This window comes from Variovorax sp. 22077 (assembly GCF_052044195.1).
GTDB classification, from domain to species: Bacteria; Pseudomonadota; Gammaproteobacteria; order Burkholderiales; family Burkholderiaceae_C; genus Variovorax; species Variovorax atrisoli.
Window position 1 is genome coordinate 23,724 of record NZ_JBQEQC010000026.1, and the last position, 16,955, is coordinate 40,678.

The window sequence follows — 16,955 nt, forward strand, 5'->3', positions numbered from 1 at the left end:
TTCACTGCCCTCCGCCTTCCACCTGGCGTTCAACGTCACGGACCTCGACCAGGCGCGCGCCTTCTACGGCGGCGTGCTCGGCTGCTCCGAAGGGCGCAGCACCGACACCTGGGTCGATTTCGATTTCTTCGGCCACCAGATCTCGCTGCACCTTGGAACGCCGTTCGCCACGGCCGATACGGGCCATGTCGGCGCGCACATGGTGCCGATGCCGCACTTCGGTGCCATCCTGCTGCTGCCCGCCTGGAAGGCGCTGGCCGAGCGGCTGAGCGCCGCGGGCACGGCGTTCGTGCTGCCCCCGCAGGTTCGATTCGAAGGCGAGCCCGGCGAGCAATGGACGATGTTCTTCCGCGATCCTTTCGGCAATCCGATCGAGATCAAGGGTTTCCGATCGGTGGAGGCGATCTATGCAGCGTGACTCCCGTCGCGTCTGCACCTGACTCGGCTGCGGGAGTGCAGCGGGGCTGCCCGTCGCACTTGCGGCGCACGTGCCGCCATGCACGCTCAGAGCTTCATTTCTCTGACGGCCCGCTCCAGGCTCGCCTGCACGATCAGGCGGTGGAACGGCGCGATCGTCGCAAGATAGGCGCGCCCGAAGCCGTTGTGGCAATGCACGACGGTCGCCGCCAGCAGCTCGCGTCCATCTGCCGCATCGACGCAGAGCTGGATGCTGACGCGGAAGTCGAGGTGCCGATCGTCCGCGCCCACGACCACCTCCGTCGGGCTCTTCGACAACAGTGGGAAGAAGCCGATGACCGGCCCCGCCGCCTTGCCGGCACGCCCGACGGCACTTGACGATTTGATGCCGAACGGCGCCATCGCCACGTCACGAACGAGCGTGAGTGCGCGGATCCACCCCGCCTGCCGCTCGAATGCGATGCGCGCTAGGACCTCCACATCGTTGCTGGCTTGCGAAGGCAGGCGAATTGCATAGGCGTCCAGAAGGTCCGCACCCGGGTACAGCGGCGCCAGAACGCTGTTGCTGGGCATCGGTACGGCGCGCGCTTTGATCGATGTCATGTCCCGTTTCGACGCAGGTCTTGGTGAGAGGGTGGTCTTCGCCGAAGTTCGCAGTGTCCGATCCGGGATCGAACACCGTCTTGCTTTCGACAGGGTGCGGCCATTAGCGCTGCAAGCGCCGCGCCGGCTGTCACCCGATTCTGCCGCTCTGGCAGCACTGTTCCTGCGCGGGCCACGTTCCCGACTCGGCGCCTGCAAACGCCCTGGCAGCAAAACGATCCGCGATGCCAGGGCGGGAACCGCCTGCGTGCTTCAGTGCTTGGCGGGACGGTGGTGACGCGGCGAATGCTTGGTGGCCTTGGCGTGAGTCGCCATCGGCTTCGGCGCGGGACGCGATTGCAGTTCCTGCGCATGGCGCTCCACCGCTGCCGCGCGGGCAGGATCCGTGCTGACGGTGACGCCGTTGTCGGACTGCGCCCATGCGCCAGCGGCGCCGAGCAGGACGGCCAGGGGGATGAGGAGTTTTTTCATGTGATGTCCATCCAGAAGTGAGGGAGACCATCTCCCGTTCACAAAACGGATGGCATTCCGCGGCTGTTGACTCGAAACGCCGCACCCGAGGTTGTTTCGGCAGCCGGGACGCGACCACCTCAGTGCCTGTGGCGCTCGGTCCCGGCATGGCGCATCGCGGCGTTGAGCGACAGTCGCAGCCGCCCTCGGACGACCGTGGCGGAGATGCGGAAGCCCCCGCCATCCGGCACGCCGGGGTCCTGCACGCCTTCGGTGATGCCGATGCTGCCGTCACGCACCAGGTGTGCAATGTAGTCCTGAAGTTCTCTGCGCCGCCTGGGAGTCGCGGGAACCAGCGACGAATGCAGGAAGTTGCCGTTGCTGTCGAAGACCAGCGTCCCGCCGCAGTGCATGTTCACCCGGGTTCCATTCAAGGGGCCGAAGCCCGGGCCCCTGAGCTCGACATCCTCTGTCCAGGTGAACTCGATGATGCGTTCGCGCGGCGGCCGGAAACCTCCGGCCGTGCTCTTGCGCGTCGCGTACACGGCGACGATGCGCAGGTTCGCCTCGTGCGGCACGCCGAACATGCCGCGGTACCGGTCCACGAAGCGGTAGGCGTCGCCCGGGGTCGCGGTGATCGCTTCGATATGGCCCGCATCGCGCAGCGCGTAGGTCACCTGCGAGTTGAAGCCCTCCACTTCGGGGGCCGGCACCAGGTCGCGAACGGCAAACGACCGCTGCAGCGCGGCCCGGATGCCGTAGCTGTCGACGGGGTACGCGACCTCGTGCGCGCGAAGCAGCGCACGGGCGTACTCGTCATAGCGCAGGTCCACGGGCGGGCAGTAGTCCAGGGCACGCAGCATGACGTTCGCAGTCTGCCCGGCCGCCCGGATCACGGCGCGCATGCAGTGCTGCTGGTTGCGCACGACCGCACGTCGCGGCACTTTCGACTCCCGGGCGATGCTCCCCAGGATCTCGTCCAGGTTCTTGACGTAGAGGAACTGCAGCAGCTCGTAGTAGACGCCGGTCAGCACCTCCGACCAGTCGTGCGGCTCGTAGCGGCCGGCCATCTGGCTCATCGTCCGCCTGCGCCAGGCGCCGCGCAGGTAGTCGTGGTCGGCAAGGCCGTGGACGGCCGCTCCGAACTCGGAGGCGATCGCCGAGACGATGTTCCTCGCTGCCAGCCGCGCGGGCGCATCGGCCGTCAGCCGCAGCGCGATCTCCCGCGTCCTCAGGCTGGCCATCATCGCGATGGCGTCGCCGAAGTACTCGTGGAAGCCGGCGGTCTGGGGGGAGGTCACCTCGTTGTAGCCGGGCTTCAGGCCGTCAAGCACCGCATGTCCCAGCTCGTGCGCGACGATGTCGCGCGACAGGCAGGTGTAGACCGGCTCGCCCGAGGGCCCTTGGAAATAGAAGAAGTGCAGCGCCCCGGTCGACCGGTCGTAGAAGGCGTTCTCGTCGTAGCCGGCATGCGGGATCACCAGCAGCCGCCCCAGGCCCGAGGCCCAGGGGATGGGACGCGCCAGCGCCTGTGCATCCTCCAGCCAGCTCAGCGTCTGCTCGACGATGGCCCAGACATTGACCTGGTGGAAGGTGAAATCGTCGAGGCTCCTCTCGTTCGGTCGAATCCTCGCGATGCCGGCATAGCCCGTGCGGTCCTTGAGCAGCTTCGCGGGCTCGAAGAGCACATCGAGCTCGGCGTTGTAGTCGACCACGCAGACCCGCGCGCTGGAGGGCCCGTCGCCCGCCGTCGCGGCTTCGATGTCCACATCGACCGGCCACAGGTTGTCCCGGCGCGCGACCAGCGGATCCTTGGGCAGCATCTTGACCCGCACCGACCCCTTGGCCGGCGGGCGCGTCTTCGCGGTGGAGGTTCTGGCAGTCGCCATGGCCTGTCCCTTCACGGCAGTGTGGCAAGCAAGCGGCCGTTGCGCCATTGCACCGGGGCAACGGCGCGCCGAACGCACCTGCGGCCATGCTACTGCAGCGAGGGACGGCCCCGAGAACCAGTACTTCACCATGAGCGTCGCGCTGCGCGACGCGGCGCCTTGCAGGTGGTCTGGCTGTGGGCATTGAACATGCCGTCGTACTTCCTGTTCGTCGACGAGCTCCGCATTCGACGTGACTTCGCTCCAGCCTTCAGGCATTGGGGATTGCCGCCCCCGCATCGCCGCTCTTCTTCGGTCGGCGGCGCGTGCTGCGCAGAGCCAGGAGAGAAGCCCCCAGGGCATACTCGGGCTGCGCCGCGGCGGCCTCGGGGCCATCCTGTCGAGCGCTTTCACCAGAAAACGTGTCCACGCGTTCCAGGGCGAATGAAGTCATTACGCAGTCAACTTGTCTTTTTCTGGGTCCTGCTGTTCAGCGTGTGTGCGGCGCTGGCGGTGGTGATGCTCACGCTCTACCGCGCAAGCGCCGGGGCGCAGATCGATGCGGGGCGCACGGCCACGGAGCAGTCGTGCCGCGCGATCGCCGCGCGCTATGCCAAGGCCGCGACCGACGCATCCGAGCCGAAGATCGACCTCCTGCAGGTCGTGCTCCAGCTGGTGCTGACCGAGGTGCCGCACGTCGAGGGCGGCGTGTGGCAGGCCGGGGCGAGAGCGAACTCGGGGCTGCTGGCCTATGCGTACCCCACATATGAAGGCAGCGGCGTCAAGCGCGACGTGCCCGCGGCCGAACAGCCCCTCATCGTCGAGCTCTCGCAGCTCGCCGCCCGCGCCCAGGCGCCGCAGACCGACGTGGTGCGCGGAAGCCGCGAGGCATTGATCGTCTCGGCCTGCCCGCTGGCCTCGGCGTCCAAGGACCTTGCGGCCTGGACCATGACACGCACCAACGGCGGCGCCCTGGCCGCCCTGGGCAGCCTGCGCGTGGGGCTGGGCGTCCTGCTCGCGGCGGTGCTCGCCTCTGGGCTGTGGCTGGGCTTCATCCTGTTTCGCGGGCTGCGCCACGTGCAGCGGCTCGAGACGCGGCTCGCGCAGGCGGATGCCAGCGACGGCGCGATGCCCGAGCTGCCGCGCACCGGCGTGCGCGAGCTCGACCGCATCGTCGACGGTTTCAACCACTACCGCACGCGCTTCGACGAAGCCCGCGTGCGCCTGCGGGAGGCCGCGCAGCAGCGCAGCCGCGACCAGCGCCTGGCCGCCCTCGGGCGCATGACCGGCGGCATCGCGCACGAGATCCGCAACCCGATCGCCACGATGCGGCTGAAGGCCGAGAACGCCCTGGCAGCCGCGCCCGAGAAGCAGTCCGATGCGCTGCGCATGATCGTCGGGCAGATCGATCGGCTGGAGGGACTGGTCCAGAGCCTGCTCGCACTCGTGCAGCCCGTGACCCTGGCACCGGTGCAGGTGGACCTGCATCGCTGGCTGGAAGAGCGCACGGCAGCCATCGGCGACAAGGCCGCCGCGGCAGGCGTACAGCTCGTGCTGCAGCATGAAGGCCCCGCCAGGGCCGTGTTCGATCCCGTGCACCTAGCGCGCGCGATCGACAACCTGCTCGACAACGCCGTGCGCCATGCGCCGCGCGGCGGGCACGTCACGCTGTCGGCCTCGACGAACGAGACGCAGATGCTCTGCATCCGCGTCGACGACGACGGCGCCGGCGTGCCGGAAGCGCTGCAGGCCAACCTCTTCGAGCCCTTCGCCACGGGACGCGCCGACGGCACCGGCCTGGGCCTGGCCCTCGCGCGCGAAGTGGCTCTCGCGCACGGCGGCGACCTGCGCCATCGGGCGCTCGAACCCGGCACACGATTCGAACTGGAGCTTCCATGGCGCGCCTCCTGATCATCGACGACGACGACGCGTTCCGCGACACGCTGGCCGAGACGCTGCAGGGCCTGGGCCATGAGGCCACCGAAATCGCGAGCGGCGCCGAGGCGCTCGAGGCGATGGCGCGCACGCGCTTCGACGCGGTGTTCCTTGACCACCGCATGCCCGGCATGGACGGCCTGCAGACGCTCGAAGCCATGCGCGCCCGCCTCGCGCGCGTGCCGCCGGTGATCGTGCTCACGGCCTTCGCGAGCGCGGGCAACACCATCGAGGCGATGCGCCTCGGCGCCTTCGACCACCTGGCCAAGCCGATCAGCCGCGAGGCGGTGCGCGAGGTGCTCGACCGCGCGCTGCAGCAGCGGCCCGGCGCGGCAACCACCGCCGCGGCGGCGGACGCGGACGACGACTTCATCGGTGCCAGCCAGGCGATGCGCGAGGTGCAGAAGCGCATCGGCCTCGCATCGGCGAACGCGATGCCCGTGCTGGTGCTCGGCGAGACGGGGACCGGCAAGGAGATGGTGGCGCGCGCGCTGCACCGGCATTCGGACCGCGCGGACAAGCCGTTCGTGGCGATCAACTGCGCGGCCATTCCGAAGGAGCTCCTGGAGAGCGAACTCTTCGGCCACGTGCGCGGCGCGTTCACCGGTGCCACCGGCGAGCGCGCGGGGTGCTTCCGCGCGGCCGACGGCGGCGTGCTGCTCCTCGACGAGATCGGCGACATGGCGCTGGCCGTGCAGGCGAAGATCCTGCGCGTGCTGCAGGAGGGCGAGGTCACGCCGCTGGGCAGCCACAAGACAGTGAAGGTCGATGTGCGCGTGGTCGCGGCCACGCACCGCGACCTGGCCCTCGCGGTGCGCGAGGGCAGCTTTCGCGAAGATTTGATGTACCGGCTCGACGTACTGTCGATCCGGCTGCCGCCGCTGCGCGAGCGGCTCGCCGACGTCATTCCGCTGGCCGAGCATTTCCTGCGCCGCGCGGCCGCGCCCGATGCGCCCAAGGCCCTGTCCGCCGAGGCCGCGCAGTCGCTGCTGCGCCAGCCCTGGCCGGGCAACGTGCGCGAGCTGCGCAACGTGATGGAGCGCTGCCAGGCGCTGGTGCGGCATCGGGTGATCGGCAGCGCCGACCTGGACCTGGTGCTCGGCCAGGCACGTCCGACGCAGGGCGCGCAGACCCTGCCGGCCGACTGGCTGGAAGGCGACCTGCCGGGCACAGTCGAACGGCTCGAGCGGCTGCTGATCGAGAACGCGCTCGCCCAGGCACAGGGCAATCGCGCCGAAGCGGCGCGGCGCCTCGGCATCCACCGCCAGCTGCTGTACCGGAAGCTGACGCAGTACGGCATTGAGTAGGCATCGGCTGGAGACCGCGGCGAACACCGTCGAATGGGCCGAACGATCGTGTGTCTGCAATAGAAGCTGCTGGCTCGTCGGCAAGGGGTTGCCGTGCCTCCATTCAGCTGCTTTACCGCGCCACCTCAAGAAATCGCTCTTCAAGCCTTCGCCGTCGAGCCCCTCGCCTATTTGTTCCGCGTTTTGTTCCCGGTCCTTGCTCGGCTAGAGCCGCTAGCGAGGTCAGCGAGGTCGACCCGCGCTACGGAGGCTTTCTCAACACCGACCTTGCCGAATACATGCTGCCCGTGGCTGCAGACATCGGAAGCATTCAGGTCGACTTCGTCGGCAAGCCCGACACACGCTTCAACGCGCTGGGCGCCAAAGGACTGGGTGAGGTGGCGATGGCGGGCGTGGCACCGGCCATCGCAAACGCTGTTCAGACCTTCTTCAATCGAGTTCTCGGCTCTTAAGAAATGCGCGCCACTGCCGATAAGGAAGATTGCCTGCAGCCACGGGCTGCTTCTCCTTTGAATGGAATCCAGAGTGAACGTCACCCCGAGCGCATCCGGCCTTTATGCAGCGCCCGCCGCTGTAAGCGTTTCGCGAGCCACGCCGCTGTCGACGCTCGCGAAGACTTCGTCAGCGCAAGTGACACCGAAGTCCCCTGCGTCGGCAGTATTGGTCAGCCTGAGTCGAGCACCCACACCGGCTGACATTCAGACCTACACAATCTTCGGATCCACCACAACCGCTTGGTCGCGGCCCACCGACGACGCCGTTTCGTCCTTGATGGCCGGCAACTTCGGCCTGCCCTCTCTCACGGCGCGTTTCAACGGCCTGGGCGCGGCAATGCTGAAGCGCTTCGAGACCGATGTCGACGACTTCTCGCAATCGGTGACGTTTGCGACACCAGGTGCGTCCGCCGTAGCGCCGGCAGACCTGCTGGCCGCAGCCGACAATCAGATCAATTTGTCGATCAAGACTGCCGGCGGTGCCACTGTCGAGCTGAGCCTGGCCAGCCAGGCCGACGGCATGGCGGTACAGGTAGCGGTTTCCGGCGGCGAGCTCAATGAGTCCGAGCGCAAGGCTCTCGCAGACCTCTCGGGCGCGTTCCAGGAGGCCATCGACGGCTTGAATGCCCTGCCCCCAAAGCTCGCCCTCGAAGGCTTGACCAATTTCAATACCAAAGAGCTGCTGTCCATTGATTTCAAGGCGAGCTTGAAGACTGATGGCAAGGGCGCGATACAGGCAGTGGATTTTCATGCCGACTCGAGAACGCGCGCCCTGAGCGCGTCCGGACATTCCGGCACAGTGAAGGTCGACGTCGACTTATCGCAGCCGGCCATCCTCGGCAGTGCCCCGCAGCAAGCGCGAGCCATCGCACGGTATTTGCAGCAAGTGAACATGGCAGGCAGCCGCGGCCGGGGTGACGCTGCCCTGGTCTCGATGTTCAAGGATGCGTTCTCGCAACTGAACAGCAACTACGGCGAGAAGACTGCGCCGCCGGGCCGCGAGGCGCCGACAGCGATTTCGCTCAATGCTGGCGACCATGGCTTGCTCAGTGGCCTGGCCGACTTCAATGCATCGATGACGCAGGTGCCGGATGCATCGAACCCGATGCGCCCGGACGAGGTCGATACCTTCAGGTACACGCTGTCGCAGAAGACAAGCGTGTCGGGCAAGGACCCGCGCAACCGGACCATCCATCAAGACCGGCAAGCCGAACTGGATGCAAGCTTTCACCGGGCGCTGTCGCCGGGCGCTCAACTCCTGCTCACGGCAGCGAAGGAATCTCAGTTCTACGAGTTCGTGCAGATCAACGACCAAGCCAATGCTTCGACCGACATTTCCTACGAAGACGGTACGCGCACCCGTGCATCGGTCGGTCAGAGCGCTCGGCAGTCGACGCACGTGCAGCGCTACCTCATGGCCAAACTGGAGTCCGACACAGTGCAGCCGGAAGAAGGCATGCGTGTGAACGACCTGCGCCTTCTGCTGTCGATCATCGACAGGGCAGAGATGTCAGACGACCCCGACGATGCACGCCAACGCGATCAGGCACTGGAGGCTGCTGCCGCGATGGCGGGGTTGCCCGATGGACCGGCCATGCTGCGGTAGGACACCATTCATCTCGAACCTTGCCCCGAAACAGAAAAGGCGTCTTGAAGTGCATGGCGCACGATGCTAGCGCCTAGAGCCGGCCCTTGCGGCGATCTTCGCTCAGCTTGAGGATCGGTGGCTGCTTGGCCTGATTTTCAGGCTGCACCCTCTCCCACAGGGTTCCTTGGCCAAGTGCTTGGCCCAGTTGGTCTTCACGTCGGAGCCACTCCTCGACCGTCCTGATGCGGTTCGGATGGATCTCGTCGAGAAGTGCGTAGTCGCGTTGAACGATCTCGTGCTTCCAGATGTTCCAGAAGCCGGTGAAGTTATCGCGGAAGCTCATCGTGCTCTTGTCCTGCGGGTCTGCGTTGTACCCGGCCGGAAGTCCAGCGGCCATCCTGAGCGGACCGCTCCAATAGTCCTCGAGGGAGGTATCGATGTAGCGCGCGCGATGCCCTGTGACCCGCTCGAAGGCGGCTGCCAGTTCGTGGTAGTCGACCTGCTCGATGGCGACCTCGAGATTCATGCCGTTGGCGCGCCCCGGATTGTCGAAGAGCCATCGGGCGTAGTAGCCGCAGTCGCCGAGCGCGACGTGAGGAACGCGCCCTCCCCCAAGCGGGACCCGCCAGGTAACGACCCCGTCCTCGACCGACGGGGTCATCGGCGTCATGGCCGAAAGAGCCATCTCCATGTAGGGCCCGGTCGTGAACACCGCCGCGCCCATGCGGTCGGAGTTGGCCTCGTTCTGGAACAGAATCCATTCGCCGATGCGGCCCTTGCCGTCATAGTGCCCGGTACGGAACTTGGAGTCATAGCCCGCCTTCTTCAGAGCGTAGTCGAGATTGCCGTAGACGAAGAACCTGACCCCTTCCTCGATCGCGATCTCATAGGCGCGAATCGCCCAGTACATCTCGGTCTTCTCGCCGGTATTGAAGCCGTCGATGTTGATGTAGGCGCCGTCGCACCCTCGGAAGCCGGCTCGCAGCGTGTCCTCATCCGCAAAGGTGCCTTCGACAATCTCCACGTTGCCAAGCTCGGCGAGAGCTTGCGCCCGGCGCGAGCCGCGATCGCGCGTGAGGGCTCGGACAAAGTATTTCCCGTCCGCGACCAGCGTCTTGATCACCGGCAACCCTTGAGCGCCAGTGCCGCCGACGACGAAGATCCTGGAGGTGGAGTAAGAGGTCATGAATATCTCCTTGTCTGGTGCCGTGGCCCACGATTGGTGCTGAGCGTTTGTCGGGCGGCAGGCGAAAGTGTTGGATGGACCCGTTCAGTTGCCCTGGAAGAGGCGCACTCGCCCGTCAGCCTGGGCGGTCGTTCGTCGCGAGCGCCTGAGCAACTGGCGAAGCGAAAGGGCATGCAGGACGAGCGAGGTCGGAACGGTGAAGGCCGGAATGATTGCGGTCGGATGGCTGCCGGTCAGCAGATTCGGATGGTCGAACGCAAGGTGCTGCAGCGGCCCGGGCGACGTGAGCGCCCCCAGCATGACCGCAAGAACCAGATCCGAGATGCCGATGAAATTCCACACCAGCGCAGACCTCCCGCTGCCGGGACGTCCGTTCGCCAGCATGATGGCCGTCGGCAGCGCCAACAGGCCTGTGATCACGTCCCCTGTGCCGGCGGGGACGGCGAATATGCCCGGCGTGTTCCCGACCCACCAGTTGATGAGGAACACGCCACCGATTACCCGGTAGACCTGAAACCCTACGAGCCAATTCACCGGCATGGCGTCGAGCAGGACGCCGATGCGCTTCGATCGCGTGACCAGAAAGACGACGACGGCCGTCGGCACGACGATCATCAACGCGAGCAATGGAATGGGGATGGCGCCCGGCAGGAGCAGACCGTTGGCGACGATCGCCCAGGCCGCGCCGTGCCAAAGAGTCAACGGGATGGAGATCGCAAGCCAGGTCGTCCGCCGCTGCGAAACCGTCAACGAGGTTCGGGACAGGCCGAGCCAGGCGCCAGCCAGTGTGGCGATGTGAACAGCCAGGAGCGCGACGATGACCGACACCTCGGACTGCTGGCCGCCCGGGACTGTGACAAGAGCCGCCAGCCAGATGGCCGTCATAACAGCCGTGCCGCCAAGCGCAAGCACGGGGCCGATCATGGAGTTGTTCGACGCCAACATGAAACTCTCTTCATTGGACCAATTCGATGATGTGCTGCAGCGATCAGCGCCGGATGCTCGCCATCAGGCCCTGAAGCCCTGAACATGCGTGCCTTTTCCGCCCGGTGCGACATTCACTCTTATAATAAGAGTTACTTGGGTTTTTTGCAAAGGAGTCTTGGCAGTGCTCTCGCTCGATCGCCCAGGCAGGCTGATCGGCCAAGCGCTGCGGCGGCAATGCCTCAGCGCCGCCGAGACCAGCGCCTCTTCTTATGAGAGCATCGCCAGCAAGGCAGTAGACGTCGGAAGGAGCGAGATGCGCTCGAAGGGTTTTGATGGGATGGTGTGCTCGATCGCTGGCGTGATGGCCGCGATCGGAGACCGCTGGGGTCTGGTCATCCTGCGGGATATGGTCTGTGGCCTCCGCCGCTACGAGGACTTTCGCAAGTCCTCCGGCGTCACGAATGCAACGCTGAGCGATCGTCTGAAGCACCTCGAAGCCAATGGCCTCATTGAGCGAAGGCGCTACCAGGCAAACCCAGAGCGCTTTGAATATCTGTTGACCCAGAAAGGCTGGCAGATGGCGCCCATGATGCCCGTGCTCGCCCAGATCGGCGACCGCTTGGGAGTGTCCGGCGCGGGCGCGCCTCCGATGACTTTCGTGAATCGAAAGACCGGTGCAGAGGTTCGGTTGAGTTTCATCGATCAAGAAACCGGGGACGTGGTCAGCACAGCCAACCTTGAGATCAACCCAGGCCCCGGCGCCGATGATCTCGTTCGTTGGCGTCTATCTCATGCCCGCCACCGCGGCAGGCCCTCGAACGAAACGCCCTCGAAAGAGTCTTGAGTTCGATCCTTTAGCGCAGACGCAGTGGCAGGCGACAGTCGACCACGAGTGGCCGCTCGCGTCACCGCCAGGCATGTAAGTTATGAACGAAATTCTCGAGCCTTACGCCGTCATGCGTGTTCCGAAGCTGGTCGCAAAACCTGATGAGTACGATGGTTGGCGAGTGCACCCCAGAGGCTCCTGCGATTGGAGACCTTGACGGCCTGGTTGAGCGACTTCCTCGCTGTGGAACTGAAGCCTATTCAAACCACGTGACACCTACACGGGCAGTACGCGGCTAGTAGCAGCTAGGAAGCCTCGACTGAGGCAGAATTCGAGCAATGAAACTTCAGCGCACTGGCCATAGGTATCGCGATGTTGAAACCGGCAAGACCATCGACGTCTGGTTTCCGCGAAATGCGGCTTCATGCAGGCGCAGTTGCCTAGCAGAGAAGGTTGGACTGATTTCGGGTGACGTCGTCGAGGTGATGATTGATTCGCTGAGTGCGCCGCCCATTTCGACCGAGGACGCATATCTCCGTCTTCACCTTCTTTCCGAACGGATGGTGAAGCCCAATGAGGTGAATCTGGACGGAGTTTTCGGGCTGCTCCTCAACGTCGCATGGACGTCGGCGGGTCCAGTGCTTCCAGGGAAGGTGGACGAATTGCGTAGCCTAGTGGCCGTGGAGTATCACCATCTCTCGGTTCCGTCGGTTGACAAGTTTCCACGCATGAGCGACTACGTCGTTCCAAGTGGAGTTCGCATCGCTGATGCGGACCGCGTCCGTCTCGGCGCACACCTAGCCCCAGGCACTACGGTGATGCATGAGGGGTTTGTCAACTTCAATGCAGGCACGCTCGGCGAGTCGATGGTCGAAGGGCGTATTACGCCCGGAGTGACTGTCGGCAAGAACTCCGACGTTGGCGCTGGCGCGTCCATCATGGGCACTTTGTCTGGCGGAGGAAAGGCGAAGAACTCCATAGGCGAGCGCAGTTTGCTCGGAGCGAACGCCGGAATTGGAATCTCGCTGGGTGACGAGTGCATCGTCGAAGCAGGCCTTTACGTTACTGCAGGAACGAAGGTGAAGCTTCCAGATGGCCAAGTGGTCTCCGCCAAAACATTGGCAGGTCGTTCAGGCCTGCTGTTTCGCAGGAATAGCCAGACCGGGGCAGTCGAGGTTCTTCTGACAAATGCCGAGCGATGGGGTGGGCTCAATACCAGCCTTCACGTGAACGACTGACGGGCAGCCGGGTCATCAGGATGCGGCCAAAAGCCGCCGGTCGCAAGTGGCGGCTTTCGCGCAGTTGGCTTAACCCTGTATACGATGGTGTGCAGCCATCTCCGAGCAGACAGGCACCTCAAGCGCTAGCGCACATCGCTTTTTCGCACGAGGACGCCAACTTCAGGGCGCTCGCTCGCTTCGCATCTCGTCTTTCAGCTCACGCACGCCGCGCCCAAGCTTGCGACGCAGCAAGGTCCTGAGCGTTGCCGAGTTAGCGTAGCCGACTTCAGTGGCAATGTCCTCGAGGCCATAGCCTAGGGACGTGAGATGCAAGGCGTGTTCGACCCGCAAATCCTGCACGAAGGACAGGGGCGTCTTACCGAGCACCGCTTCCAAGCGTCGATGCAGGGTGCGCGGACCGACAGAAAGCGCATCGGCAGCCTCCTGAATCGAAAAGCCGCGCGCGAGATTGTCGCGCACCCAGCAATCGAATCGCGCGATGAGCGGATCTGCCTGCGACAGGTGATCCTGAATCATGTAGGTTGCCTGGGACGAGCGCTTGTCTATCAGCAGGAAGCTCGCCACGCGCTGTGCAAGCTCAGGGCTGCGCTGGCGCACCATCCACAGTGCGAGATCGAGGTGCGCCATTGCGGCACCGGCCGTCACAACCGCCCCGGAGGGCACGACCATGCGCTTGTCGTCCAGTTTCACAGCCGAGTAGCGCTTGCGAAACATCGATGCCAACGACCATGTGGTCGTGGCTTGATGTCCGTCAAGCACGCCTGCCTCCCCCAGCAGAAAGGTGCCGCCGCATGCCGCTGCGATCTTGACGCCCGCGTTGCTCCAGGTGCGGAGCAAGCCGATGGCTTTCCGAACGTCGGTCCGCGATAACGCGCGCTCCAGCAGTTCCGGCAATTTTGCATTGAGTGCCGGCACTACCACCCAGTCCACGCGCGGTAGCGTCGGAGCCACTTCGGTGGTGAGCGTCAGTCCATGCGCGGTCCGCACGCGTCGCCGCACGCCTATTGCGCTCACGGTGATCGGCGCTCTGCGCGCGCCTTGCAGCGCGGCCAGTTCGTTGGCCGTGGAGAACGTATCGAGCAGCACGGAGAGCCCGGAGTCGAACACGCCGTCCAACGTTAGTATCGCGATGCGCATGTCAAAATCGATGCCAAAGTAGTCATTTTTGACCGTATTTTTATTGGCTTGGCCAAGCCTAGAGTTCGTGCATTCTTCAGCTCCATCACCGCCGATGCCACACGATCTCGCTTCAAGACTCCCGCCCGAACTCCACAGCCTCGCCCTAGTCGCGCTGACTACGTCGCTGATGTGGATTCCCTATCTGCTGGCGCGAGTCCTGGTCCACGGCCCATGGCCCGCGCTTGCCAATCCGCCGCCGGCCTTGCCGCCGTGGGCCGATCGCGCGAAGCGCGCCCATGCAAATGCCGTCGAGAACCTGGCTGTGTTCGCGCCGCTCGTGCTCATCGCGTCAGCGGCCGGCGCGGCCGACGCAATGATCGTCCTTGCAGCACAGGCCTATCTGGCTGCGCGTGCTGTGCACTACGTGGTCTACGTGCTCGGCATCCCCATCGTGCGCACGCTGGCCTTCCTGTGCGGCTTCACAGCTACGCTGGTTGTTGGTTGGCGAATTCTCTGCATGGCTGCGTGATGGAGGGTAGCGCCATGAACGTTTCTGGAAATCACGGTATTGCAACAGCCTCGTCGGTGCTCGACCGAGTGACGTGGGCAGCGCTCGGCGGCCCGCAGGCCCATCTTGCGCAACTCGACGCGGATGGGCGGCGGTACGCGCCGGAGGTAGCACCCTTCGCGGCCGTTCGGGACGAGGATGCCACGCTGGTCGCGGCGATGGTAAGTCGAACGGCTGCCGCGGACTCCCTGGCGTTCGCAACTTTGGCGCCGCTTGGCGAGGTAGACGGCGCGGTCACAGTGATGCGTGCGATGCTGTTGCAGATGGTGCTTGTCGACGCGGCAGCTCTTGGCGATCCGACGCAGGTCGACATCGGAACGCTGTCCGGGAATGATGTGCCGGAGATGCTCTGCCTTGCGCAAGCGACGCGGCCCGGCCCGTTTGGGCCGCGCACCATCGAAATGGGCACCTACCTCGGAATTCGCGTCGATGGTGCATTGGCCGCCATGGCGGGAGAGCGTCAGCGCATGCCCGGATTCTCCGAAATCAGCGCGGTGTGCGTGGATCCAGCATGTCGCGGACGGGGCTACGCGGGCGCGCTCGTTGCACGGCTAGCGCGAGACATTCTCGATCGTGGTGCAGTCCCTTTCCTGCATGTTGTGAAGGAGAACGTCAATGCGATCGCGCTCTATCGGCGGCTGGGCTTTGTGACACGCCGCGAGCTTCATCTCGCGATCTTTAAGAACGGTTCGCGCGACCAGGCCTGAGCTCGCCAGAGGAATGGATCCGCAACGCAATCATCAAAGCGGGTGATATTTATCGGCGCACGCGCGAGCGTTGGCAGTGGTGTGAGCAGCAGTCACTTCAGCCATGACTGTCCCGGCGACCGGATTTGAGAGGCAAATTTCAGGGCGCGATTGTCTGTACGGGCCTTTTGCCGTCTGTCGCCACGCGGAAAAGCGGTCGCTGCAAGCTGCAGGCGCGGTCGGCAATCAAGAGCAATCCTCGCCCGAAGCAAGGCTCCATCGATCCTTGGGCCCGCCCAACAAGTCGGTTGACCGCACACGCGGCGGACCAAGCGAACCACCTTCACGAACATGACGCCCTCATCCAGGTCGAGCTGGAGCTCGTTCGGTGGAGCGCGCACGCTACCCGGTTCCTTCCGACCTGCGAAAGCCATAGACCCATGGGCTCGGTCCCTCCCCTACTTGAGTTGCACTCCTTGGTCCATGCCCAAGGGCATCGACCTACGACGTGATGCACTGACACAGTCGTTAGACATTTGGCGTTCGGGGGCGAGACCACCGAAGCCGCGCGGCGCGGCGCGGCGCGGATCACCGTTTCATACTCGCGCGCCGCGCCCTGTCCCTCCAGAGCCACAGGCCGCTGCTCAACACGATGACAGTGACGCCATCCAGCATCGCCCACAGCAGCTTCAGCGGCAGGCCCCCATAGTCACCGAAATGCAGTGGGCGCGAGAGCTCCAGCGTGCGCAGATACCATGGCATGTGGACGATGGCGCTGAGCGTCCCCGTGCGGGCATCCACCAGGATGGGCTGCAACATGCGCGAGGTGAGCGGCGTATCGCCCGCGGCCCAGATCAGGTAATGATGCGCGCTGCCGTACTGGCTGCCGGGCATGAGCATGGTGCTCACATGGGTTCCCGGCAGGGCCTTTTCGGCGATGTGGATGGCAGCATTGAGCGAAGCCCAATGGCCCGGGATCGGTGGTCCATCCGGCGCATCGGCGCTCAGCCGCAGCGCCAGCGGTCGCACCTGAGTGGCCGTCCATTGGGAGAACAAAGGCTTGGAGAATTGGTTGAAGGCGCCTGTCACGCCCACCAGCAATGCCCAGGCAAGCAGCACTATGCCGAGAAGGTTGTGCAGATCCAGCCAGGCGATGCGCGCGCTGCGCTCCCGGCGCACGGTACCGAACCTGCGGCCCTTCATGAAGGGTGCGTACAGCAGCAGTCCGGAGACATTCGCCAGAATGAAGAGCAACGCCATGACACCCATGAAGATGCCGCCAGCGAGGCCCGCGAACAGGTCGGTGTGCAGTCCGCGCATGATCTGCATGAGCATACCGATGCCGAATCGGCCTTCACCGGCAGCCGCCGCCTGGCCGATGAGTTCGCCGCTGTAGGCGGCATAACGCAGCTTACGCACGCGGCTGCCCGCGGCCTCCAGCGAGCTTTTCATGCCGATGAGAACGACCGGCGCTTCATCATCGCGCACCACATATTCGGGCCACCCACCCGGATGGCGGCGCAATGCATCGGCCACAATGGTGTCGATGTCCACACGACTGCGCCCGGCCACTTCCTGCGGCACAGGATGAAGCCAGTCATCGATCTCGTCCGAGAACACGAGGGGAAAGCCGGTGAGACACACCAGCAGCATGGTCATTGTGCAGATCAGACTGGAGACCTTGTGGATCCAGGACCAGCCTTGAAGCGCTTTGGCGGTTATCGTAGCCACGTGGTCAGG

At 64.9% G+C, this 16,955-nt stretch carries 16 protein-coding genes; 9 read left to right on the plus strand and 7 right to left on the minus strand.

Annotation, left to right across the window (positions count from 1 at the left end):
• Positions 1-4: 4 nt before the first annotated feature.
• The gene (locus ACTJLF_RS28785) at positions 5-418 is read left to right on the plus strand and encodes a VOC family protein (protein WP_026346859.1); all 414 of its coding nucleotides are present in this window, start codon (positions 5-7) and stop codon (positions 416-418) included.
• An 86-nt stretch (positions 419-504) separates the two neighbouring features.
• Here the strand turns inward: ACTJLF_RS28785 and ACTJLF_RS28790 are convergent, their stop codons facing one another.
• The 3 genes from ACTJLF_RS28790 to ACTJLF_RS28800 form a co-directional block, all read right to left on the minus strand.
• Positions 505-1,020 (minus strand): DUF2867 domain-containing protein, encoded by a 516-nt coding sequence (locus ACTJLF_RS28790; protein ID WP_126186137.1) that lies wholly within the window; start codon positions 1,018-1,020, stop codon positions 505-507.
• 252 nt (positions 1,021-1,272) lie between these two features.
• The gene (locus tag ACTJLF_RS28795) at positions 1,273-1,491 is read right to left on the minus strand and encodes a hypothetical protein (RefSeq protein ID WP_080647974.1); all 219 of its coding nucleotides are present in this window, start codon (positions 1,489-1,491) and stop codon (positions 1,273-1,275) included.
• A gap of 119 nt (positions 1,492-1,610) precedes the next feature.
• Entirely contained in the window at positions 1,611-3,359 is a 1,749-nt protein-coding gene (locus ACTJLF_RS28800; protein ID WP_440884368.1) for a hypothetical protein, read from the minus strand.
• Between the two features lie 423 nt (positions 3,360-3,782).
• Here ACTJLF_RS28800 and ACTJLF_RS28805 point away from each other — a divergent pair, with 423 nt between their 5' ends.
• The 4 genes from ACTJLF_RS28805 (at position 3,783) to ACTJLF_RS28820 (ending at position 8,680) form a co-directional block, all read left to right on the plus strand.
• Positions 3,783-5,249: a sensor histidine kinase gene (locus ACTJLF_RS28805; protein WP_440884369.1), complete on the plus strand. Its 1,467-nt coding sequence runs from the start codon at positions 3,783-3,785 to the stop codon at positions 5,247-5,249.
• Positions 5,234-6,580 (plus strand): sigma-54-dependent transcriptional regulator, encoded by a 1,347-nt coding sequence (locus ACTJLF_RS28810; RefSeq protein ID WP_440884370.1) that lies wholly within the window; start codon positions 5,234-5,236, stop codon positions 6,578-6,580. Before ACTJLF_RS28805 ends, ACTJLF_RS28810 begins: the two co-directional genes overlap by 16 nt.
• 287 nt (positions 6,581-6,867) lie before the next feature.
• Entirely contained in the window at positions 6,868-7,032 is a 165-nt protein-coding gene (locus ACTJLF_RS28815) for a hypothetical protein (protein ID WP_440884371.1), read from the plus strand.
• A gap of 73 nt (positions 7,033-7,105) precedes the next feature.
• The gene (locus tag ACTJLF_RS28820; RefSeq protein WP_440884372.1) at positions 7,106-8,680 is read left to right on the plus strand and encodes a hypothetical protein; all 1,575 of its coding nucleotides are present in this window, start codon (positions 7,106-7,108) and stop codon (positions 8,678-8,680) included.
• A 73-nt stretch (positions 8,681-8,753) separates the two neighbouring features.
• On the opposite strand, the gene ACTJLF_RS28825 is transcribed toward ACTJLF_RS28820, so the two are convergent.
• Positions 8,754-9,848, minus strand: coding sequence for an NmrA family NAD(P)-binding protein (locus ACTJLF_RS28825; protein WP_440884373.1), 1,095 nt, complete (start codon positions 9,846-9,848; stop codon positions 8,754-8,756).
• An 84-nt stretch (positions 9,849-9,932) separates the two neighbouring features.
• A complete protein-coding gene (locus ACTJLF_RS28830; protein WP_440884374.1) occupies positions 9,933-10,793 on the minus strand; it encodes a hypothetical protein in 861 nt (286 codons plus the stop codon).
• A 163-nt stretch (positions 10,794-10,956) separates the two neighbouring features.
• On the opposite strand from ACTJLF_RS28830, the gene ACTJLF_RS28835 reads away from it, so the two are divergent.
• Together ACTJLF_RS28835 and ACTJLF_RS28840 are read left to right on the plus strand one after the other, a co-directional pair.
• Complete coding sequence (locus ACTJLF_RS28835) at positions 10,957-11,619, plus strand: winged helix-turn-helix transcriptional regulator (RefSeq protein ID WP_440884375.1); 663 nt, start codon at positions 10,957-10,959, stop codon at positions 11,617-11,619.
• Positions 11,620-11,939: 320 nt separating this feature from the next.
• The gene (locus tag ACTJLF_RS28840; protein WP_440884376.1) at positions 11,940-12,839 is read left to right on the plus strand and encodes a DapH/DapD/GlmU-related protein; all 900 of its coding nucleotides are present in this window, start codon (positions 11,940-11,942) and stop codon (positions 12,837-12,839) included.
• Positions 12,840-13,001: 162 nt separating this feature from the next.
• On the opposite strand, the gene ACTJLF_RS28845 is transcribed toward ACTJLF_RS28840, so the two are convergent.
• Complete coding sequence (locus tag ACTJLF_RS28845) at positions 13,002-13,979, minus strand: GlxA family transcriptional regulator (protein WP_354413353.1); 978 nt, start codon at positions 13,977-13,979, stop codon at positions 13,002-13,004.
• 94 nt (positions 13,980-14,073) lie between these two features.
• Between ACTJLF_RS28845 and ACTJLF_RS28850 the strand changes: the two genes are divergently transcribed.
• Both ACTJLF_RS28850 and ACTJLF_RS28855 read left to right on the plus strand, forming a co-directional pair.
• A complete protein-coding gene (locus tag ACTJLF_RS28850) occupies positions 14,074-14,490 on the plus strand; it encodes an MAPEG family protein (protein ID WP_354413355.1) in 417 nt (138 codons plus the stop codon).
• Between the two features lie 14 nt (positions 14,491-14,504).
• The gene (locus tag ACTJLF_RS28855; protein ID WP_354413358.1) at positions 14,505-15,236 is read left to right on the plus strand and encodes a GNAT family N-acetyltransferase; all 732 of its coding nucleotides are present in this window, start codon (positions 14,505-14,507) and stop codon (positions 15,234-15,236) included.
• 567 nt (positions 15,237-15,803) lie between these two features.
• Here the strand turns inward: ACTJLF_RS28855 and ACTJLF_RS28860 are convergent.
• Positions 15,804-16,946, minus strand: coding sequence for a PepSY-associated TM helix domain-containing protein (locus ACTJLF_RS28860; protein WP_440884377.1), 1,143 nt, complete (start codon positions 16,944-16,946; stop codon positions 15,804-15,806).
• Between the last annotated feature and the right edge of the window lie 9 nt (positions 16,947-16,955).